At 59.5% G+C, this 20,016-nt stretch carries 18 protein-coding genes; 6 read left to right on the top strand and 12 right to left on the bottom strand.

What is annotated here, in order from left to right:
• The first annotated feature begins 383 nt into the window (after positions 1-383).
• The 5 genes from ACW4DH_RS12835 (at position 384) to ACW4DH_RS12815 (ending at position 7,626) form a co-directional block, all read left to right on the top strand.
• Positions 384-2,528: an FAD-dependent oxidoreductase gene (locus ACW4DH_RS12835; protein ID WP_459636928.1), complete on the top strand. Its 2,145-nt coding sequence runs from the start codon at positions 384-386 to the stop codon at positions 2,526-2,528.
• Positions 2,529-2,653: 125 nt separating this feature from the next.
• The gene (locus tag ACW4DH_RS12830; RefSeq protein WP_459636785.1) at positions 2,654-3,820 is read left to right on the top strand and encodes an ABC transporter substrate-binding protein; all 1,167 of its coding nucleotides are present in this window, start codon (positions 2,654-2,656) and stop codon (positions 3,818-3,820) included.
• A complete protein-coding gene (locus ACW4DH_RS12825) occupies positions 3,796-5,454 on the top strand; it encodes an ABC transporter permease (protein WP_459636784.1) in 1,659 nt (552 codons plus the stop codon). The genes ACW4DH_RS12830 and ACW4DH_RS12825 overlap by 25 nt, the downstream gene beginning before the upstream one ends.
• A gap of 25 nt (positions 5,455-5,479) precedes the next feature.
• Positions 5,480-6,103, top strand: a complete 624-nt coding sequence (locus tag ACW4DH_RS12820; RefSeq protein ID WP_459636783.1) for a CDP-alcohol phosphatidyltransferase family protein — start codon at positions 5,480-5,482, stop codon at positions 6,101-6,103.
• Between the two features lie 728 nt (positions 6,104-6,831).
• Complete coding sequence (locus ACW4DH_RS12815; RefSeq protein ID WP_459636782.1) at positions 6,832-7,626, top strand: ATP-grasp fold amidoligase family protein; 795 nt, start codon at positions 6,832-6,834, stop codon at positions 7,624-7,626.
• A gap of 184 nt (positions 7,627-7,810) precedes the next feature.
• Here the strand turns inward: ACW4DH_RS12815 and ACW4DH_RS12810 are convergent, their stop codons facing one another.
• Both ACW4DH_RS12810 and ACW4DH_RS12805 read right to left on the bottom strand, forming a co-directional pair.
• A complete protein-coding gene (locus tag ACW4DH_RS12810; RefSeq protein WP_459636781.1) occupies positions 7,811-8,293 on the bottom strand; it encodes an FKBP-type peptidyl-prolyl cis-trans isomerase in 483 nt (160 codons plus the stop codon).
• Positions 8,294-8,423: 130 nt separating this feature from the next.
• Positions 8,424-9,191: a sulfite exporter TauE/SafE family protein gene (locus tag ACW4DH_RS12805; protein WP_459636780.1), complete on the bottom strand. Its 768-nt coding sequence runs from the start codon at positions 9,189-9,191 to the stop codon at positions 8,424-8,426.
• A gap of 312 nt (positions 9,192-9,503) precedes the next feature.
• Between ACW4DH_RS12805 and ACW4DH_RS12800 the strand changes: the two genes are divergently transcribed.
• Positions 9,504-9,788, top strand: coding sequence for a hypothetical protein (locus ACW4DH_RS12800; protein WP_459636779.1), 285 nt, complete (start codon positions 9,504-9,506; stop codon positions 9,786-9,788).
• Positions 9,789-9,845: 57 nt separating this feature from the next.
• On the opposite strand, the gene ACW4DH_RS12795 is transcribed toward ACW4DH_RS12800, so the two are convergent.
• From ACW4DH_RS12795 to ACW4DH_RS12750, 10 genes are all read right to left on the bottom strand, one after another.
• Positions 9,846-10,835, bottom strand: a complete 990-nt coding sequence (locus ACW4DH_RS12795; protein ID WP_459636778.1) for a lipid A deacylase LpxR family protein — start codon at positions 10,833-10,835, stop codon at positions 9,846-9,848.
• Between the two features lie 166 nt (positions 10,836-11,001).
• Positions 11,002-11,469, bottom strand: coding sequence for an outer membrane lipoprotein (locus tag ACW4DH_RS12790; protein WP_459636777.1), 468 nt, complete (start codon positions 11,467-11,469; stop codon positions 11,002-11,004).
• 307 nt (positions 11,470-11,776) lie between these two features.
• Entirely contained in the window at positions 11,777-13,375 is a 1,599-nt protein-coding gene (locus tag ACW4DH_RS12785; protein WP_459636776.1) for an isocitrate lyase, read from the bottom strand.
• Positions 13,376-13,720: 345 nt separating this feature from the next.
• Positions 13,721-14,158 carry a GNAT family N-acetyltransferase gene (locus tag ACW4DH_RS12780; RefSeq protein ID WP_459636775.1) on the bottom strand — a complete coding sequence of 146 codons (438 nt, stop codon included), beginning with the start codon at positions 14,156-14,158 and terminating at the stop codon, positions 13,721-13,723.
• The gene (locus tag ACW4DH_RS12775; RefSeq protein WP_459636774.1) at positions 14,155-15,357 is read right to left on the bottom strand and encodes a JmjC domain-containing protein; all 1,203 of its coding nucleotides are present in this window, start codon (positions 15,355-15,357) and stop codon (positions 14,155-14,157) included. Before ACW4DH_RS12775 ends, ACW4DH_RS12780 begins: the two co-directional genes overlap by 4 nt.
• 101 nt (positions 15,358-15,458) lie before the next feature.
• Complete coding sequence (gene purB, locus ACW4DH_RS12770) at positions 15,459-16,823, bottom strand: adenylosuccinate lyase (protein WP_459636773.1); 1,365 nt, start codon at positions 16,821-16,823, stop codon at positions 15,459-15,461.
• Positions 16,824-16,988: 165 nt separating this feature from the next.
• A complete protein-coding gene (gene hflD / locus ACW4DH_RS12765; protein ID WP_459636772.1) occupies positions 16,989-17,636 on the bottom strand; it encodes a high frequency lysogenization protein HflD in 648 nt (215 codons plus the stop codon).
• A complete protein-coding gene (mnmA, locus tag ACW4DH_RS12760; RefSeq protein ID WP_459636771.1) occupies positions 17,633-18,760 on the bottom strand; it encodes a tRNA 2-thiouridine(34) synthase MnmA in 1,128 nt (375 codons plus the stop codon). The genes hflD and mnmA overlap by 4 nt, the downstream gene beginning before the upstream one ends.
• Before the next feature lie 87 nt (positions 18,761-18,847).
• A complete protein-coding gene (locus ACW4DH_RS12755) occupies positions 18,848-19,297 on the bottom strand; it encodes an NUDIX domain-containing protein (protein WP_459636770.1) in 450 nt (149 codons plus the stop codon).
• On the bottom strand, positions 19,294-19,911 hold the full coding sequence (locus ACW4DH_RS12750) for a pseudouridine synthase (RefSeq protein ID WP_459636769.1): 618 nt from the start codon (positions 19,909-19,911) through the stop codon (positions 19,294-19,296). Before ACW4DH_RS12750 ends, ACW4DH_RS12755 begins: the two co-directional genes overlap by 4 nt.
• Positions 19,912-20,016: the final 105 nt, after the last annotated feature.

Below are 20,016 nucleotides of genomic sequence, written 5' to 3'. Positions count from 1 at the left end.
CCGTTCTTGTGCGGGGCAAATGGCACCATGCGGCGTTGCGGGATTTGACAAGGGAACCACCCTTCCCTGCATCCCGCGCCTTGCCTGGCGCCATTTGGCGCAGCAACGCGGTTCGCGCGGAAACGTCAACAGGCCCTAGTTGAGTATGGATGCATCAGATGCCCTGAGGTTCCCGGTCAGGAGAAATATATGCGGTGCTATAGGGGCGCGACGTTTGCCGTTACACTGGCATGCAGCCTCTTCGAAGGCGCGGGCGGAAGTCGCTGCCACGACAGCGAGACAAGGTCTCGATACTCGAATCGCGGCAGCGTGATGGGGTGGCCGGGGGCAGGGAGGCGGAATTGAGCGCGAGGCGGAAGGTATGGCTGGCGGCGGGAATCGCAATGTCGGTGGCATTGTATTTCGCCACTGGTGCCGATGACTGGTTTACGCTGGCGACGCTCCAGGCCGAGCAGGCCCGGCTGCAGGATTGGCTGTTGGCTGAGCCGCTGTGGGGCGCGGGAGGGTTCTTTCTCGTCTATGTCGCCATGGCGGCCCTGTCACTGCCGGGCGCGCTACTGTTGACGTTGCTGGCCGGCGCTCTGTTCGGCTTTGCCTGGGGAGTGGTGCTGGTGTCTTTCGCCAGCGCTATTGGCGCGACATTGGCGTTTTTGCTGGCGCGCTGGCTATTGCGCGGGGTCGTCGAGCGACGCTTCCGGCGCCAACTCGTCCATGTCGATCGCGGCATCGCCCGTGAGGGCGCTTTCTATCTGTTCTCGCTGCGCCTGATTCCTGTGTTGCCGTTCTTCGTGATCAATCTGGTCATGGGCCTGACCCGGATGAAGGTCGGAACGTTCTACTGGGTCAGCCAACTGGGCATGTTGCCGGGTACGTTGGTCTACGTGAATGCTGGGCGGCAGTTGCGCCAGCTCGACTCGCTTGCGGATATCCTTTCACCCTCGCTGGTGGTGTCCTTTGCGTTGCTGGGAATATTTCCACTGCTGGCACGGCGTGCCCTTCGGCTACTGCGTCGCCAGCGTGCGGCACGGCATCATCGTCGGCCACGCAGTTTCGATTACGATATCGTGGTCATCGGTGCCGGTTCGGCGGGGCTGGTCGCCAGCTATATCGCCGCCACGCTCAGGGCGCGCGTGGCGCTGGTGGAACGCGCGCAGATGGGCGGCGAATGCCTGAATACCGGCTGTGTCCCTTCCAAGGCGCTGCTGCGTGCGGCGCGCAGCGCTCACGAGGTGCGTAATGCCGAACGTTTCGGCATTCATGTAGGGCCGGTGCATGTCGATTTCATGGCAGTCATGGCGCATGTGAAAGACTCGATACGCCGTGTGGCGCCTCATGACAGTCGCGAGCGCTATACAGCGCTGGGCGTCGAGGTGATCGAAGAACAGGCCTTTTTGCACTCGCCCTGGAGAGTGCAGGCCGGTGACCGCGAGCTGTCGACCCGTCAGATCATCATCGCGACCGGTGGGCGTCCCCGGCTGCCCGATCTGCCGGGGCTCGAGCATATCGAGGTGCTGACCTCGGAGAATATCTGGCAGCTCGAGTCATTGCCCGGGCGGTTGGTGATTCTCGGGGCGGGGGCCATCGGCTGTGAGTTGGGTCAAGCCTTTGCCCGCTTGGGCAGTAAAGTGACTCTGGTCGGCCATGCCGGGCAGGTTCTGCCCCGTGAAGATGCCGATGTCGCCGAGGTGCTACAGCAGCAGCTCGAAACCGAAGGAGTGACGCTGCGCCTGGGCTGGAAGGCTGTACGTGTCGATTCCGGCCGCCAGGCGATCGGCGGCGGGCCGGAGCAGGACCATGCCTTGGTCATTGAGCGTGACGGCACGCAGGCGACGCTTGGCTTCGACCGCCTGCTGATCGCGATCGGGCGTACCGCCAATGTCGACGGTCTAGGGCTCGAGGCACTGGGTATTCCACTGCGTGAGGATGGCACTCTGGAAGTGGACGAGACATTGCGCAGCCTGCAGCCCAACATCTGGGCGTGCGGTGACGTGACCGGCCCCTACCAGTTGACCCACGCCGGTAGCCATCAGGCCTGGCATGCCACGGTCAATGCCTTGTTCGGCGCGTTCAAGACCTTTCGCGTCGATTATCGCAGCATGCCGGTGGTGACTTACACCCAGCCGGAAGTGGCACGGGCCGGCCTGAACGAGGATGAGGCGCGGCGTCAGGACATTGCGTTCGAAACGACCCGCTACGATTTTGCTGAGCTCGATCGGGCCATCGCCGAGGGCGCCACCCAGGGTTTCGTCAAAGTGCTGACCGAACCGGGCAAGGGCCGTATTCTGGGGGTGACGCTGGTAGGGGAACATGCCGGCGAGCTACTGACGCCTTTTCTGCTGGCCATGCAACACAATCTCGGGCTGGGCAAGCTTCTGGGAACGCTGCTGCCTTATCCGACGCTGTCGGAGTCGAGCAAGGCCGTGGCAGGCGTCTGGCGACAGGCGCACAAACCCGAGCGTGTACTGGCCTGGCTGGGGCGTTACTTTGCCTGGCGCCGGGGTCAGGGCAAGGGCGGTAAACGCGCCTGACGGGGACATGCCCGGATCACGATACGCGCCATGGTAAGGGGACCTGCGACATGATTGTGCCATTTCATCTTTCTCGACTGGCCCGCCGGGTTGTCAGTGGTTGCTTGATGCTGGGGACCGTATGCTTGTCGACACACACCCTCGCGGCGCCAGACGGTGAGCTGTTGTCGGCGGATTGGGCTGAGATTCGTGCCCAGGCCGTTGGTCAGGATGTGTATTTTCATGCCTGGGGCGGTAGTGGGCCCATCAATGCCTACCTGCGGGATCAGGCCCGCCTGGCGGAGCGGGAGGATAGCATCCAGGTGCATCACGTGCGGGTCGAGGATATCGCCGAGAGCGTGGGCTCCTTGCTGGCAACCGAAACCGCCGGCCGCGAGGCGGGCGCCATCGATGTCCTGTGGCTTAACGGCGAGAATTTCCGGGCGCTGAAGGCGCATGATTTGCTATGGGGGCCTTTCGTGGCGATCTTGCCCAACGCCAAGTTTATCGAGGATGGGCTCGGCGAGGTCGATTTCACGGTGCCGGTCGAAGGGCTGGAAGCGCCCTGGGGGCGGGCTCAACTGACTCTGATGGCGGATACGGCGCTGGTCGAGTCTGCGCCGCGCTCGATGCAGGCACTGCGGGCATTCGCCGAGGCGCATCCCGGGCGTGTGACCTATCCCCAGCCGCCCAATTTTCATGGCACGACCTTCCTCAAGCAGGCGCTGATGGAGTTGAGTGCAACCCCCGAACTTCTCGCCTCGCCGGTACCCGATCGAGCCACGTTCGAGCGAGTCACCGCGCCTCTTTGGGAGTATCTGCAGGCGCTGCATCCGTTGATGTGGGCCCAGGGCAAGCGTCAGCCCGACAGTGCCCAGGCGATGGAGCGGATGCTGGCCAATCGCGAAATATGGCTGGCGTTGACCTTCAATCCCAATGAGGTGGCCAATGCGCGGCTTGCGGGGCGCCTACCGGCGACTGTCGAACCTTACCAGCCGACGGCGGGAAGTGTCGGCAATGTCCATTTTCTGGCAATTCCACGTAGTGCTCCGCACAAGGCCGGCGCGCTGGTCTGGATCAATCGACTATTGTCGCCACAGGCTCAGTTGAAAAAGGCCGATCCGCATGTCTGGGGAGATCCGACGGTGCTCGACATTGAAAAGCTGCCTGCGGCTATCCGGGAGGCCTTTGCGACGCTCGGCGATGTGCCGGGTTACCTGGCTGAGTCGCAACGTGCGCCACTGCTACCCGAGCCCCACCCCGACTGGAGCGATGCGCTGGAGGCTGAGTGGCAGCGCCGCTACCGACAATAACCCCGGCGCGGCTGGGGTTATGGGGGGCGCTGGGATTATTGCTGATACCGGCTTTAGTGGGAATGATGGGCCTTGTACTCCCGGCCGCCGGTGTTCTGCCGGTGTTGGGGTTCGAGTCGCCAACGCTTGCGGCCTGGCGTGCCTGGTGGGCGCTGCCGGGCATCGCGATGTCCTTGCGAGTCACGTTGATCAGCGGTATCGGTGCCACCCTGTTGGCGCTGGGTCTGATGCTGGCCTGGCTGGTGGGCAGCGCGGGCACCCGTGCGGGACGACGAGTCGAGCGCATGCTGTTACCGCTACTGGCGATGCCGCATCTCGCCTTGGCGGTAGGGCTGATGTTGATGCTGGCGCCCAGTGGGTTGTTGATGCGGTTGCTGGCGCAGGCGTTGGGGTGGGCGGCGCCACCGCTGTCAGGCCTGCCGGACCGCCATGGAGTGACTCTGGCAGTGGCGCTGTCCCTTAAGGAGGCTCCGTTTCTGATACTCATGGCGCAGGCCGGGCTGGCTCGTTTGCCGCTTGACAGCTATCTGGAAAACGGCCGCGCTCTGGGGTACTCATCTCCTCAGATCATGTGGCGAATCGTCTGGCCCTTGCTGGCTCCAGGCTTGAAGCTGCCGCTGGCGGCGGTGCTGGTCTACTCGCTTTCGGTGGTCGATGTCGCCCAGATTCTCGGGCCCAGCCTGACATCGACTTTGGCGGTACGTCTGGTGGAGCTGTGGGGCTCCCCCGATTTGGCGGCGCATTTGCCCGCCAGCGTAGGGGCCCTGCTGCTGGCGGCGCTGGCGGGGGTGTGCCTGTTGCTCGGCTCCATGCTTGGGCGAATGCTGTACCCGCCGATACAACATCAGCGTCTTGATGGCCGGCGCCGTTCGGGACGCATCGGCCGCTGGGTCTGGCGAGGTGTCGGTGCGGTATTGGGACTGGCGCTTGTGTCGGTATCGCTGCTGCCGCTACGAGTGTTTGCCGAGCAGTGGTTCTTTCCGGCGGTGTGGCCTCAACAGTGGGGCTTAGGGTTTTGGCAACTGAGCGACGCCGGGTTATGGCCGGCCCTGCTGAATACGTTAATACTAGGAGCGGTGGCGGCAAGCGTGGCACTGGGGTTGGCCATTGCCTGTCTGGAACGTGAGCGTGAGCGGTCGTTGCCCCGCGGTTTCATGTTCTGCATCTATGTACCGTTGTTGTTGCCCCAGGCCGGTTTTCTCTTCGGGGTACAGGTGGGGTTGCTGGGCGTGGGCGCAGCGCCGGGGTGGCCTGGGGTATTGCTCGGGCATTTGCTGTTCTGTCTGCCCTATGCTTGGCTAACCTTGGCCGGTCCGTGGCGGCGTTTCGATGCACGACTCGAGCAGGGCGCCCGCCTGCTTGGACGTACACGCTGGCAAGCCCTGGCTTTCATCCGTTTGCGCCTGTTGGCCGGTCCGCTGGCGATCTCCTGGGCGGTAGCCTTCGCCGTCAGCGTGGCTCAGTACGTGCCGACGGTAGTGCTGGGCGGTGGGCGGATCACGACCCTGACCACCGAAACCCTGGCATTGGCAGGGGGCGCCGATCCACGCCTGACGGCTGCCGGGGCCTGCTTGCAAGCGGCATTACCGCTCGGTGTCTTCATGCTGGCATTGCGCATCAAATATGTGGGGTAATGGCAAGAGACCATAGGAGCAACGCATGCTGGACAGATGGACTTCTGAATGGGTACAGCCACCGCTGAAAAAAATGGCACGGTGCCTTGCACGTCACAACATTACACCCGTTGAGGTGACCTTGGCGGGATTTCTGGTCGGAATGGCCGCCGTACCATTATTGGCCTTTGAAATGTATGGACTGGCCCTGGTAGCGATTCTTGTCAACCGGTTATGCGACGGCCTGGACGGTGCCCTGGCCCGATACACCCATCAGTCCAGCGATGCCGGGGGGTTTCTCGATATAGGCCTGGATTTTGTCTTCTATGCCGGTGTGGTGCTGGGCTTTGCGTTGGCAGATCCTGCGCGTAATGCTCTGTCTGCCGCATTATTACTGTTCGCCTTTATAGGAACGGGCAGCTCTTTTCTCGCCTTTGCCATCATGGCAACCAAGCATCAATTGGCACGACCCCACTTTCAGCATAAGGCGTTCTACTACTTGGAGGGCCTGACCGAGGGGACCGAAACGATTATTGCCTTTGTGGCTTTCTGCCTCTGGCCGCAGGCCTTTTTCGGGTTGGCGGTGACGTTCGCTGCAGCATGCCTGCTAACAACGGCGACGCGTCTATGGGGGGGGTATCGCACTCTTAAGCGGTTCTCCCTTATCTGACCTGCTTATTGCTTGTCTGAAGGACAACAATGCTTACCTCAACGAAATTACGCAAGCTTCTCAAAAACTGTTGCTTATGCGTTTAATGCCCGCAGGGCTAGGTGTTTTTCTCATGATGACGCAAGATCCTGGTTAAAAATCATTAGGCGCGGTTTAATGATTTTCTATATGAGATTAATTATTTGGTTGGTTTTTTTAAAAAATCCATCTGGAACATATCTGCGAAGAAGATAACATTAATCCTGTTAAGGTTTAACGTTGATTGGTTTTGTATACAAAGTTAACAATGTTCCTCTGAGTTTGTCACAAAGACGGGGCACTGATGCTGTAGGGTGAGCGCCGGAATGATGGCTTGGCATTCCATGGCGGTAGCGTGGTTAGGTGGCGCATTGTGTGCGTGATATTTTTACATAGAGCCTCACGATAGGTTATAGACAAAGAAATTTAACAACCCGTAATGCTGGGCCTTTGCTCGGTGTGTCAATCACTATGCATATTTCAGGTTATGCACGTATACGTTGTGGTTCGAGCCGACGAAGCCAAGAATGCCGGGTTGCTGCCAGCGTCATAAGGAGATAAGGGATGCCTGGGCTAACTGAAAGAAAGAAAGAGTTCCATGCTTTAGAAACAGGCTCACACCTGGATTCAATTTTTTTTTTATAAAACGTTATTTCCGAAAGATTTACAAGGGAGTGGTGCGTAGAATTCCTGACAAGTATTATATATACATGGTATATTGGCGCGCGTTTGGTGTGTTCCCTAACCTTAAACACCCTAGAACGTTTAATGATAAAATATGCTATCGAAGGCTTTATCCAGAAACGAATTTTTCTATACTAAGCGATAAAATAAAGGTTAGAGGGTATATCGCAGAAAAAATAGGCGAACAATATCTGATACCCCATTATGCCGTTTGTGACAGTTTGACGCTTGACGTTTATGAAAACCTGCCCAGCAGTTTTGTCATGAAAGCAAACCACGGGTGTGGTTACAATCTTCTCGTGAAAGAGAAGGGACGTTATCCATTCACATATTTGCGCGAAATAAGTGAAAAATGGCTGGCCAGCAATTTTTATTATAGTAGTCGGGAGTTGCATTACAAGTACATAAAGCCAAAGCTTTTCTTTGAAAAGCTATTGTTGGATGAAAAAGGGAATATACCCAAGGATTTCAAGTTTTATTGCTTCAGGAAAGAAGGTAGCCCTCCGGTGGTTTTTATTGAGGTCACCCATGATCGTTTTAGTAACTACAAGGTGGATTATTATAATTGTAGCTGGGAATTGGTCGAGGTGGTAGAAGACCGTTTCACGACAGGAATAAAAATAGAGAAACCTGCGAATATGGATAAAGCCATAAGCCTTGCTTTAGAGTTGTCAGAAGGCTTCTCTTTTGTACGGGTAGACTTTTATCTGATGCGCGATGCCATCTACTTCGGGGAAATGACTTTCACGCCGACTGCCGGACTGAAGAATTTTAAATCCGCAGATATCAATGAACAATGGGGGCGGCTTTTTGATAATTAGTCTTGTGCCTGAGAGCGGATTTTATTTGAAATAAACATGCACTTGATGATTCGTGTCGGGAAAAATCAGCGGCATGTGGTGTTACGTGTATAATCGATATTATTTGAGTGAAGTGTAAGGCCACCTTGAAAATAAAATACCCACCAACTGGTGGGTATTATCTCGCTGATTATCCGGACAAGGCCTAGTGCTGATGGCCACCTTCACCATGAACATGGCCGTGTTCAGCCTCTTCCGCTGATGCTTCACGGACATCAGTGATTTCGACATCAAAGTTCAGAGTCTCACCTGCCAGCGGATGATTGCCGTCAACGGTAACCGTATCTCCCTCGACTTTGGTCACGGTGACCATCAATGGCCCGCCCTGGGTCTGTGCTTGGAACTGCATGCCGGGCTGCACATCGTCAACGCCTTGAAAAGCGTCACGCGGGACTTCCTGAACCAGAGCCGGTTGGTTTTCACCGTAACCTTCTTCGGGCGTAACGGTGACTTGCAATTTTTCGCCGCTCGCACGACCTTCCAGTTCCTTCTCCAGGCCCGGAACAATATTGCCGGCGCCATGCAGGTAAGTCAGTGGTTCGCGGCCCTCTGAACTGTCCAGCACCTCACCCGCGTCGTTGGTCAACGTATAGTGGAAGGCGACTACGGAATTCTGGGCTATCTGCATTATCAAGAACCTTTCGGTGTGTGCATGTCCTATCAATGGTAACGCGCAGATGCGGCCCTGTCAGGGGCGGCGGGTTTTTTTTCATGTATCGAAGCGATTGCATGACGTGCATTCAACCTTGCGAGGGCTATCAGCCCTCCATCAGCGCCATCCATACCAGGCGTAGAGCGAGTAACGTCAGGATCGTTTTGAACAACCAGTCAAAGCGCTGATCGCTAAGCCGGGCAAGAAAATGCAGCCCCAACCAGGTTCCCATCACCCCGGCGACAACCATCAGGACCACCAGCCCTAGCCAATCATGGAACGCGAAACCCGCAGCCCCGAAAACGAAGGCTTTGGTTAGATGTTGCAGTGTCATGGCAGTGGAGAAGGTGGCGACATGCCGCATGCGCTCGGCATGTGCTTGCTTGATGAAGGCTGCCACTAGTGGACCGCTGGCGCCCACGAAACTGGATATAAAAGTCGTTGCCAGACCGACGATCGCAGTACCTCCGCGGCCTACCGAGCGCGCAGGCAACGGGGGACCCCAGCACATCAGCAAAACGAACACGGCAATGGTAAGCTCCAACACCGCGGCAGGTAGGCGAATCAGCAGCCAGGTGGCGAACACGGCGCCGAGCAGTGCGCCAGGAATGAACGCCGCAATGCGGGGCCAGTCGATATAGCGCCACGTCATGCCGGCACGACCCAAATTAGATCCCAACTGAACCATCCCGTGAACGGGAATCAATGCCGCAGCCGGCATCAGCTGCGCCATGCTGATGATCAGCAGGGTGCCACCTCCGATGCCCATGGCGGCGGAAAGCCACGATGTCAGCGCCGCCAGCATGACAAGGCCGAGATTGGCGGTGCCCGAGAGAGGGGATATCAGGTTCAGCCAAGCTATCGGGCTTTCCACCATGAACTCCTTGTTAGGCAGGTTGCGTGGTGTTCGGGGGGCGGGTAATCTGCCCCTGGCGATACCGGAGCTTCGTGGCATTATGCCGTGCATTGGCTGCCGGCCATAGCCATGCCGATTATTTGCTAGGTAGTGTCTCCGCTGTGTCCTGTCGTTTTCAGCGCGCTGCCCAGCATATGGTGAAGGGACGCGGCTGAGTCGAGCGATGATGGCGCTTGGCGCTAGGCCGGCTTCCTTGTGACTTGATTAGCGCGTTGGGCCGAGCCTGACGCGGAAAGATATAAGCTTTACCCCTTATCAGGAGATCGATACATGACCGTGACGCTTATCTGGCTGATCGCCTTCGCACTGATTCTGTTTCTGGCCTTGCGCGCCTGGGAGGGTCCGTTGGGGCGCTTTGTCAATCGCAGCGTTCCCAAGATTCTGCAGCACGGAGCGGATGATCGCTGGGTCTGGTGCGGGGCATTGGCCATCTTGGGTGCAACTTTCATCATCAATCCGGTATCGATGCTGTTGACCTTGATCCTGCTTGCTCTAATGGTGTGGCTCGGTGTGCGCCTGGTGCGCTGGGGAATGAACAAGGCCAAGATGCATTGAGCATGACATGACGTAAAGAACCCCGCGAGCTGTCTCGCGGGGTTTTTTACGGCGCTGTTACAGCCAGGTAGATAGGGTCAGCGAGCCGAACTGATCATGCTCGCGCTGGGTTTCGAACTCATGCGTGCGCCACACGGTGGTGTAGGCCAGTTGCCACTGGTTCCAGGTAAGCGCAATACCCGCCTGGGCGTCTCCTACCCACTCACGGCGGTCTACCGAATGGCTATCCTCGAAGGTGTTGCCGTCGAGCAGCAGATTGTGCGCCATGTAACGTCCTTCCAGGTTGGCAAAAGCATACCAACCAAACCCCTGGCCAGCCTGAAAATACATTCGACCGCCATGCGAGGGTGCCACGGCAGGGATACCGAAGCTGCGGTCGAGACCCTCTCCGATGCGTAATCCCAGGCCGCTGGACGCGTAGGTGTAAAGGTTGCCCAGCGAGAATCCCAGGCTCGGGCCATACTCTAGCTCCAGGCCGGCAAGGCGCTGCTGGAGCCACCAATGGCGCTTGTAAGCCACGTTGAGGACAGGCTCGTTTTCCAGCTGATGATCCCAACCTTCGGGTTTCTCGCTGCCGATGAGATGGTGAAAGTTGCGCTGTACTTTCTCACCACCCGACGCCGGTCCGACGACGCCGATATCCATATGGAGGCTACTGGCCTGACGCCAGCCGCCATGTTGCACATCGTCAAACAACGATACTCCGCCGAGCAACAGACCCGCGTAGGGGCGGTCGTCCTCGATCAGGCGCTGCGTGTCGATATTGTTGGGGGTATAGATCTGCTGTCCGAAACGGTATACGACATTGTCGAGGCCGTCCGCCGTCCAGCCGGGAAGGGCTGCAGCGAGATGGCGGGTCCAATGGTCGGCGCCGGGTTCGAACGACCACATCATCTCCACACCATTGGTGTAGTGGCCATCGTCGCCGCTGGCGAAGAGGTCGTTCTCGACTTTTAAAGATAGCAGCCCTGCGGCGGAAGCCGGAGCGGCCAACGTACTGAGAAGAAATGCGAGAGCGAGATGTTGCGATTGGCGTTCTGTATCCATGAACCATCCTGTCCTTGTGCGAGCGTACCCTACATACAATAGCGTATGTAAATGGGCGAGGATAGACTCGAGGCCAGGAAGCCGAGAATTCACCCAACAACGGCGCCTCATGGCGCCGTTGTTGGGTATAGATGACAGAAAGTTCGAATGCTCTAGATCAGCATTTTCAATAAGGCGCAACGCTCAGGTTAGCGCCGCTACCTACTAGGCGTACTCGCTGGCCGACTTGCCAATCGCGGTCGGCGCGTTGCACGACGATGACGTTGTCTCCGCTATCACGCCGGATTTCCATTTCCCAGGCGGTAGTGCGGTTGGCGGCATCTTCTGTCTTGCGACCGGCGACGCTTCCCCCGATGGCCCCCACGGCGGTGGCAATGGTCCGTCCGGAACCGCCGCCGACCTGGTTGCCCAGTAGGCCGCCTACCACGGCACCCCCGAGTCCGCCCAGCACGCCACCACTTTCATCATTGGCCTGAATCTGTACCTGACGCAGAGAGACGATCGTGCCGTAGGTCACGGTCTGGCCGGTCTTGGCCTGGTTGCCGGTGTACACATCTCCCGAATAGGGCGCAGTATTGGCGCAGCCTGCAAGAGTCAATACGCTCAAGGCGAGGATGGGGAGGTAACGCTTCATGGGAACTCCTTGCGATTTTATGCCGGGCTTTCCTGCCAGCATAATATAAAAACACTGTTCGAAAAATAGTTTGACCTGCTTGGTACACTTCGACCACCCTCTTGGCAAAAAGTGTCCCCGGCAGTCATGGAAATTATGCAGCGCCTGTTCAGCATGAACGAAAGATAGAGCAGACAACAAGAACAGCTTAGGAAGGAAATGTAAAAAAGGGAGGCCAAGCCTCCCAGATGCAATTTTTATTCTAAGGTCGTTCGTTTGGCTTATGGCGTGTTATCGAATTTGTCCGCCAAACCTCGTCTGGCGGCTATCAGCCGAACTGATTCATGGTGTTGTCCTTGCCGCCGGCCTTCAAGGCGCCTTCGCCGGAGAAGTACTCCTTGTGATCGTCTCCCAGGTTGGAGCCAGCCATATCCTGGTGCTTGACGCTGGCCAAGCCCTTGCGAAGCTCCTGACGCTGTACACCCGCCACATACGCCAGCATGCCTTCGTCACCGAAGTAGCCCTTGGCCAAGTCGTCGGTGGACAGCGCCGCAGTGTGGTAGGTCGGCAGGGTGATCAAGTGGTGGAAGATACCGGCATCGCGCGAGCCGTCGCGCTGGAAGTTGCGCGTCCACTCGTCGGCGACCGAGGCCAGTTCGGTATCGTCGTATTCGGCGCTCATCAGCTTGGCGCGATCGTAAGCCGAGACGTCCTTGCCTTCCTGCTGCCAAGCGTCGAACACCTGTTGACGGAAGTTCAGGGTCCAGTTGAAGGACGGTGAGTTGTTGTAGACCAGCTTGGCGTTCGGGACCGTCTCACGGATGCGGTCGACCATGCTCGCGATCTGACCGACATGGGGTTTCTCGGTCTCGATCCACAACAGGTCGGCGCCGTTCTGCAGGGAAGTGATGCAGTCCAGTACCACACGATCCTCACCACTGCCCTGACGGAACTTATACAGGCCATTGGGCAACCGCACCGGCTTGCGCAGCTGGCCGTCCAGCTTGATGACCATGTCACCTTCGACCACGTCGTCGGCCGAGGCCACCGGAGTGGTGTCGAGGAAACTGTTGTACTGGTAGGCCAGGTCGCCGGGCTCCTGGGAGACCGGCACCTTCTGGGTCAGGCCGGCACCCAGCGAGTCGGTGCGCGCGACGATCACGCCATCCTCGACGCCGAGTTCAAGAAAGGCGTAACGCACGGCATTGATCTTGGCGATGAAGTCCTCGTGGGGCACGGTGACCTTGCCGTCCTGGTGACCGCACTGCTTGGCATCGGAAACCTGGTTCTCTATCTGGATGCAGCAGGCCCCGGCTTCGATCATCTTCTTGGCCAGCAGGTAGGTGGCTTCTTCGTTACCGAAGCCGGCATCGATGTCGGCGATGATCGGCACGACGTGCGTCTCGTAGTTGTCGATCTGGTCCTGGATCTTGCGTGCGCTGACCTCATCGCCCTTGGCGTGGGCGTCGTCCAGGTCGTGGAACAGGTGGCCCAGTTCGCGAGCGTCGGCCTGACGCAGGAAGGTATACAGCTCCTCGATCAGGGCCGGCACGCTGGTCTTCTCGTGCATGGACTGATCGGGCAGCGGGCCGAACTCGGAGCGCATGGCGGCGACCATCCAGCCCGACAGATAGAGGTAACGCTTCTTGGTGGTGCCGTGGTGGCGCTTGACCGCCAGCATCTTCTGCTGACCGATGAAGCCATGCCAGCAGCCCAGAGACTGAGTGTATTGGGAGGTGTCGGCATCATACTCGGCCATGTCCTGACGCATGATCTTGGCGGTATAGCGGGCGATGTCCAGGCCGGTTCTGAAGCGGTTCTGGATCTTCATGCGCGCGGCATATTCGGGATTGATATTGTCCCAGGTGCCACCTTGGGCATCGCGCAGTCGTGCTATGGCGTTGAGATCGTCTTGGTAAGCTGACATGGTGCCATCCTTAATTCATTGAGAAGCGATGTTGCCTGAAGACCTTGGCGACACAGGGTTGAGTCTGGTGGCTTATGACGCTGTGAAGCCTCTCCAGGCTCGACCAGGTCGATGTGGATCGGTCGAAGAAAACGCGGAGAAAACCCTGTCGAATGTTTCACTACAAGCACGGTGAAACGCATGCTTCGACAACTGTTGTTCTCACGTCCTGGCAAGGACTATCACCCAGGATGGCGCGGCCCAACAATTATTACTTAGGGGCAGGAAGCGTTGTAGTTTGACTACAAGACGACTGTTTGAGAGACCATCTTGTAGTCGTGTTCCGCGGGGGCGCGCAAATAGCTATCAGGCGAGTGCCAAGCGCATGCTGCGGTGGGGAATCCCGGCATCGAGGAACTCAGGACCGAAAGCCTCGAAGCCTAGGCGTCGATAGAAAGGCAGGGCGTGGAGTTGAGCGTCGAGCACCACTTCGGCATGGCCGGCGTTCGCGGCGGCTTCGATGGCGGCCTGCATCAATAGCAGACCTAATCCTTGCCCACGGGCCTCATCGAGCACGGCGACGCGTCCGACATGCCCGTCGGGCAGCAGGCGTGCCGTCCCCAGGGGGCGATCATCCCCGAGCAATAGAAAGTGCAGGCAATCCGGATCGCGACCGTCCCACTCTTCCGCTTCTGGCACCCTTTGCTCTTCGATGAACACGCGACGACGAATCTCGCCACACATCGTGCCGAGATCCTGCCAGTCGCCCCTACGAATCTCGACATGTACCGTGGCGCAATTCATGCGCTATTTTCCTCTTCACTGTCGGCATCATCCATCGGCCATGTCAGGCTGCCACGGTTAAGCAGGCTGGCCAGCAGAGTCGAGGCGTCCGGCTCGCGCAGAATCGTGGCATCGATGATATCGCCCGAGGCGAGATGCCGCGCCAGGCGGGAGGAGCAGTCGAGACCATCGCCGTCGACGAACAGCGTAGCGTCAGCGTCAGCGTCATCGAGATCGCGAAACGCAAAGCGCGAGCCCAGCGAACGTTCAAGGCTGCCGCCATCGCGCAACCAGGCTTCGACCTCCTCGGCATCGACCGGCTCCTCAAGCGCTGCCAACTGATCGGCATACTTGGGCTGGGTCATGGTACGCCCGAACCACTGCAGGATCTGAGCGGGATCGTCGAGAGTCGCCAGCAGAAGCGCGCGCACCCGGTCCACCGCTTCGCTGTCGATCTCGCCGATATGAAGTGGCGGGGCGAGATCGGCGTCGCTATAGCGCCATGATTCGGGTAGCTGTTCACCACGATAGTCGGCGTAGGAGGTGACGACTTCATCGGCTGAGGGGGCGCGAAAGCCAACCGAAATCGTCATGCAATCCTCGGACTGGCTGACGCCGTGGTGCGCAAGCCGCGGCGGAAGATAGAGCATATCCCCGGGCTCGAGAATCCAATCTTCGCCGGGAGTGACGTCGAAACGTTCGAGTATCCGCAGATCGATACCTTCGAGAATCGGCGTGTCGTCCTGCGTCATGCCGCCCAGTTGCCAGCGCCGGGTGCCGCTGGCCTGCAACAGAAAGACGTCATAATGATCGACGTGCGGGCCCACGCTGCCACCGGGCGGCGCGTAGCTGACCATGATGTCATCGAGGCGCCAGCTGGGCAGGAAATCGAACTGCTCGAGCAGGGCGGCGACGTCGGGAACGTAGTGGTCCACGGCCTGGACCAGCAGCGTCCAGTCCCGTTCGGGCAGGCGGGCGAAGGTCGCGTCATCGAAGGGGCCGTGGCTGACCTGCCAGGCCTTGTCGGGGCCATGTTCCTCGACCAGGCGTGCCTCGATTCCCTCCTCACAGGCCAGGCCCGCGAGTTCATCGGGTGACAGGGGGCTAGTAAAGTCGGGCAGTGCGCCACGGATCAGTAGCGGCTTCTTCTGCCAGTATTCGGTCAGGAACTGAGCGGCGGAGCGTCCGCCGAGCAGGGTCAGGGGCGTATTGGCGGGCATCTCATTCTCTCTCGCTGCAATGTGTTCACCAGCGTAGATGAAAGACAGGCACCGGGAGCTTTCTCTGACGCCGGTGCCGGATTCACGCTGGGGTAATAAAATTACAGGGCTCGGGCCTGAACGGTGGCATTGCCGATATAGGTTGCCGGCGTCAGCGCCTTGAGCTCGACCTTGACCTCGTCGGGGAGTGCCAGCGTATCGATGAAGGCGGCAAAGCCGGCCTGATCGATACGCTTGCCGCGAGTCAGTTCCTTGAGCTTCTCGTAGGGCTTTTCGATGCCGTAGCGACGCATGACGGTCTGAATCGGCTCGGCGAGCACTTCCCAACTGTTGTCGAGATCCTGTGCCAGGCGCGCCGGATTGGCTTCCAGCTTGGAAACGCCCTTGAGCGTAGCCTGGTAGGCAATCAGGCCGTAGGCCAGTCCCACGCCCAGATTGCGCAGCACCGTGGAGTCGGTGAGATCGCGCTGCCAACGGGAAATCGGCAGCTTCTGGGCCAGATGGCCAAGGATCGCATTGGCGAGTCCCAGGTTACCCTCGGAGTTTTCGAAATCGATGGGATTGACCTTGTGCGGCATGGTCGAGGAGCCGATTTCGCCCTCGACGGTACGCTGCTTGAAGTAGCCCAGCGAAATGTAGCCCCACACGTCTCGGTCGAAGTCGATCAGGATCGTATTGAAGCGACACACGGCATCGAACAGCTCGGCAATGTAATCGTGAGGTTCGATCTGGGTCGTGTAGGGGTTGAAGCTCAATCCCAATTCTTCGACGAAGCGCTGGGCGTTCTCGTCCCAGTCGATCTGCGGATAGGTGGCCAGGTGGGCATTGTAGTTGCCTACTGCGCCGTTGATCTTGCCCAGCAGCTCGACGGATTCGATCTGCTTGAGTTGTCGGCGCAGACGATAGGCGACGTTGGCCATCTCCTTGCCCAGCGTGGTGGGGCTGGCGGTCTGACCATGCGTGCGTGACAGCATCGGCTGCGCGGCGTGCTCATGGGCCAGTTTCTCCACTGCAGTGACGATGTCATGCATCGCCGGCAGCAACACGTCCAGGCCGCCCTTCAACATCAAACCGTGCGAGAGGTTGTTGATATCCTCGCTGGTACAGGCGAAGTGGATGAATTCGGTGACGGCATGCAGCTCGGCGTTATGCGCAATGCGTTCCTTGAGAAAGTATTCCACCGCCTTGACATCGTGATTGGTGGTGCGCTCGATCTCTTTGATGCGCTGGGCATCCGCGACATCGAAGCCGGCAAGCAACGAATCCAGAAACGCCTTGGCCTCGGCAGACAGGGAGGGGACTTCCTGGATCTGCGGATGGGCGGCGAGCCGTTCGAGCCAGCGCACCTCGACGTTGACGCGTGCGCGGATCAGGCCGAATTCGCTGAAATGTTCGCGCAGGGCCTCGGCTTTACTGGCGTAGCGGCCATCGACGGGGGACAGAGCGGTAAGAGAGGAGAGCTGCATGATGGTTTCCGGATTCATGACGATAATGGAATGGACGACGCTCACGGCGACCGGCGATCGCCCGGGTCAGCTTAGGCGAGTGTCGGCGTGAGCGTGCGGTTGCGCCGGGCTCGCCGCCTCTACCTGCAAGACATGCCATGTGTCATATGGCAAACGGATCAGGCCCTAGCGGCGATCCAGTTCATTCAATGCTTTCTTCATGGGACCGCGGGCCATCAGCAATTTCCAGCGCCGGCCGCCTTGCTGATGCCAGAGCAGCGCAAAGCGAATGCCCGCGAGCAATGCCGCCCGCACGCGCTCGGGCATCATCCGCTGCTGGAGCAGGCCGGAGTCGCCTTGCACCACGATCCGATAGCGGAAGGTGGAAAGCGTGTTCTGGTAGAGTTCACCGAGACTGGCGATCACGTTCTCGTGAGTGTCGCCGAAATGCCGAGCCTGGCCCTGAATGCGCCCCAGCCGTTCGCCCAGTGTCGACATCATCTCCGGCTGCTTGCGCAGTTTCTGCATCAGTAGCAGCAACGAGAAACCGTAGCGCATGACTGCCGGGTCGGTACGCTGACGGGTGAGAATCGCCTCGAGAACATCGATGCCCAGGCGCAAATTGTTGTGATGGCCGCCATAGATCGCTTCGAAGCTTTCGGGGTCGGTTTCGGTCGTGGCGCGGATCAAGGTGTTCCAGGCCCGCTCGTCGCACTGTCCGGTACGCGCCAGCGAGTCGACCACGGCGGCGGCCTGAAACACCCCGGCCAAGGCCAGTGCCTGGCGGCCGGTGGGCGTGTCCGGAGCGCTCTGGATCGGCGTGGTATTGGTCATGCGGCGCGCTCCCGGGCGTTCCATGTTTCACGAATCACGCCGCCACCCAGGCAGATATCATCGGCATAGAGCACCAGCGACTGACCGGGCGTCACGGCGCGCTGGGCATCCTCGAACCGCACGTCCACACCCCCATCGGCACGTACCTGCACATGGCAGGGAACATCGCTCTGACGATAGCGGGTCTTGGCGGTGAGACGAACGTCGGCGGCCGGCGGTTCGTGGGACACCCAATCCATGGCTTCGGTCGTCAGGCTGTCGGTATACAACAGCGGATGATGCTTGCCCTGTACGGCGATCAGCACGTTGCGTTCGAGATTCTTGCCGGCAACGTACCAGGGCTCTTCGGGGTAGCCATTGATGCCACCGATACCCAGGCCTTGGCGCTGGCCGAGGGTGTAATACATCAGCCCCATATGTTCACCGATGACATCGCCTTCGGGGGTCTCGATCCGGCCGGGCTGGGCCGGCAGGTACTGCTGTAGAAAGTCACGGAAGCGACGTTCGCCAATGAAGCAGATACCGGTCGAATCCTTCTTGCGCGCGGTGGCCAACCCGTGACGCTCGGCGAGTTCGCGCACGACGGGCTTCTCTAGCTCGCCGACCGGGAACAATGTGCGAGCGATGGCGGCTTCGGGTACGGCATGCAGGAAGTAACTCTGATCCTTGTTGGCATCGAGCCCCTTGAGCAGGCGCGGCCGGCCATCCCGCTCACCGCGGCGCACGTAGTGCCCGGTGGCGATCCGCTCGGCGCCGAGCATCTCGGCATATTCCAGGAAGACCTTGAACTTGATCTCCCGGTTGCACAGGATGTCCGGGTTCGGTGTGCGGCCGGCGCGATATTCGGCCAGGAAGTGCTCGAAGACGTTGTCCCAGTATTCGGCCGCGAAGTTGGCGGTATGCAACGCAATGCCCAGCCTGTCGCACACGGCCTGGGCGTCAGCCAGATCCTCCTTGGCGGTGCAGTACTCGGTGCCGTCGTCCTCGTCCCAGTTCTTCATGAACAGACCTTCGACTTGGTAACCCTGTTCGAGCAACAGCAGCGCGGAAACGGAGGAATCGACACCGCCGGACATGCCGACGATGACCTTGTCCGAGGCTTGAGATCCCGTGGGTTGAGACATAGTCATTCTCGGAATTGTCGCTCCCGGATGGGAAAGGTGGAAATAGAATGCGGGATTATACCTGAAGTCGGCATGTCGCTTCGAGCATCAGCGCTCCCGGATGACGTCGAGGGGGAACTGGCGTCCCCTGCGCAGGTCGTGCAGGCGTTGCATGACCAGGGCGCTGCGCAGGCGCCCGGCGCGATGCAGGTCGTCGATTTCGTCCAATGTCAGCCAGTGGGCCGCGACGATATCGGTATCCAAAGGCGTATCGAGGTGTGCCAGCGGCAGGCCGACGAATGTATGGCTATGAAAGACCAGACCCTCGGGGGCAGTAAAAATATACAGCCCCAGATAATGGGTAATCGCCACCTGCCAAGCGGATTCCTCACGGACTTCACGCTCCGCGGCGTGTATCAGCCGCTCGTTGGGCTCGAGATGTCCGGCCGGCTGGTTGAAGAGACTGAAGGGCCCGCCCTTGTCTTCTTCGACCATCAGGTAGCGGCCGGCGCGCTCGACCACGGAAGCTACGGTGACTCGGGGTGTCCAGCGTTTCATTGGCGTCTTCGCTCCTGGGGCGGACGGGATGACGAGGCGCGTCGGGACGAGCGCTTCGTGGGCGTCTTGGGTGCATGCAGGGTTTCGGCACGCCATTCTCCCGGGGCCAGCTCATCGAGGCGCCAGGGGCCGATGGCCATGCGGATCAGGCGTAGCGTGGGATGCCCGACATGCGCGGTCATGCGCCTGACCTGACGGTTGCGACCTTCGCTGATTGTCAGTTCCAGCCAGGCGGTGGGGACATTGTCTCGGCTGCGAATGGGTGGGTCACGCTCGGGCAGGCCCGCAGCGGCGATCCGCTTCACCTTGGCGGGTCGGGTCGGGCCGTCGTTGAGCGTCACGCCGCGGCGCAGCTCGAGCAGGGCTTTCTCGTCCGGAACGCCCTCCACTTGCACCCAGTAGGTCTTGGGCTGCTTGTGGTCGGGGTGGCTGATGCGATGGGCCAGGGCGCCGTCATCGGTAAGCAGCAGCAAGCCCTCGGAGTCGTAATCGAGGCGTCCCGCAGGGTAGGCGCCAGGCACGCAAAACATGTCGGCGAGGGTGGCGCGGCCCCGGCTGTCGGTAAACTGCGAGAGCATGCGATAAGGCTTGTTCAGCAGATAGAGGGTGCTCATCTAGGGTGCCGTTTGGATCCATTGAGGCCGAAATCACGACCGTGTCGTCGGGTTACCGGGAAAGCCTGCTCCGGTCGGGGGTCGCGAGGCTATCTGCCATGTCGG

This window comes from Halomonas sp. WWR20, assembly GCF_054602495.1.
Note: the sequence above shows the minus strand (reverse complement) of the source record. Positions and strands in the feature narration are given on the sequence as shown.

What these genes read in the sequence shown, in the direction of transcription:
- hflD (WP_459636772.1), bottom strand. Translation starts at nt 17,636, where the DNA reads ATGACCAATACCACGCCGATCCAGAGCGCTCCGGACACGCCCACCGGC.
- ACW4DH_RS12800 (WP_459636779.1), top strand. Translation starts at nt 9,504, where the DNA reads ATGACCGTGACGCTTATCTGGCTGATCGCCTTCGCACTGATTCTGTTT.
- ACW4DH_RS12755 (WP_459636770.1), bottom strand. Translation starts at nt 19,297, where the DNA reads ATGAAACGCTGGACACCCCGAGTCACCGTAGCTTCCGTGGTCGAGCGC.
- ACW4DH_RS12750 (WP_459636769.1), bottom strand. Translation starts at nt 19,911, where the DNA reads ATGAGCACCCTCTATCTGCTGAACAAGCCTTATCGCATGCTCTCGCAG.
- ACW4DH_RS12780 (WP_459636775.1), bottom strand. Translation starts at nt 14,158, where the DNA reads ATGAATTGCGCCACGGTACATGTCGAGATTCGTAGGGGCGACTGGCAG.
- ACW4DH_RS12775 (WP_459636774.1), bottom strand. Translation starts at nt 15,357, where the DNA reads ATGCCCGCCAATACGCCCCTGACCCTGCTCGGCGGACGCTCCGCCGCT.
- ACW4DH_RS12820 (WP_459636783.1), top strand. Translation starts at nt 5,480, where the DNA reads ATGCTGGACAGATGGACTTCTGAATGGGTACAGCCACCGCTGAAAAAA.
- ACW4DH_RS12810 (WP_459636781.1), bottom strand. Translation starts at nt 8,293, where the DNA reads ATGCAGATAGCCCAGAATTCCGTAGTCGCCTTCCACTATACGTTGACC.
- ACW4DH_RS12835 (WP_459636928.1), top strand. Translation starts at nt 384, where the DNA reads ATGTCGGTGGCATTGTATTTCGCCACTGGTGCCGATGACTGGTTTACG.
- mnmA (WP_459636771.1), bottom strand. Translation starts at nt 18,760, where the DNA reads ATGTCTCAACCCACGGGATCTCAAGCCTCGGACAAGGTCATCGTCGGC.
- purB (WP_459636773.1), bottom strand. Translation starts at nt 16,823, where the DNA reads ATGCAGCTCTCCTCTCTTACCGCTCTGTCCCCCGTCGATGGCCGCTAC.
- ACW4DH_RS12795 (WP_459636778.1), bottom strand. Translation starts at nt 10,835, where the DNA reads ATGGATACAGAACGCCAATCGCAACATCTCGCTCTCGCATTTCTTCTC.
- ACW4DH_RS12815 (WP_459636782.1), top strand. Translation starts at nt 6,832, where the DNA reads ATGGTATATTGGCGCGCGTTTGGTGTGTTCCCTAACCTTAAACACCCT.
- ACW4DH_RS12790 (WP_459636777.1), bottom strand. Translation starts at nt 11,469, where the DNA reads ATGAAGCGTTACCTCCCCATCCTCGCCTTGAGCGTATTGACTCTTGCA.
- ACW4DH_RS12785 (WP_459636776.1), bottom strand. Translation starts at nt 13,375, where the DNA reads ATGTCAGCTTACCAAGACGATCTCAACGCCATAGCACGACTGCGCGAT.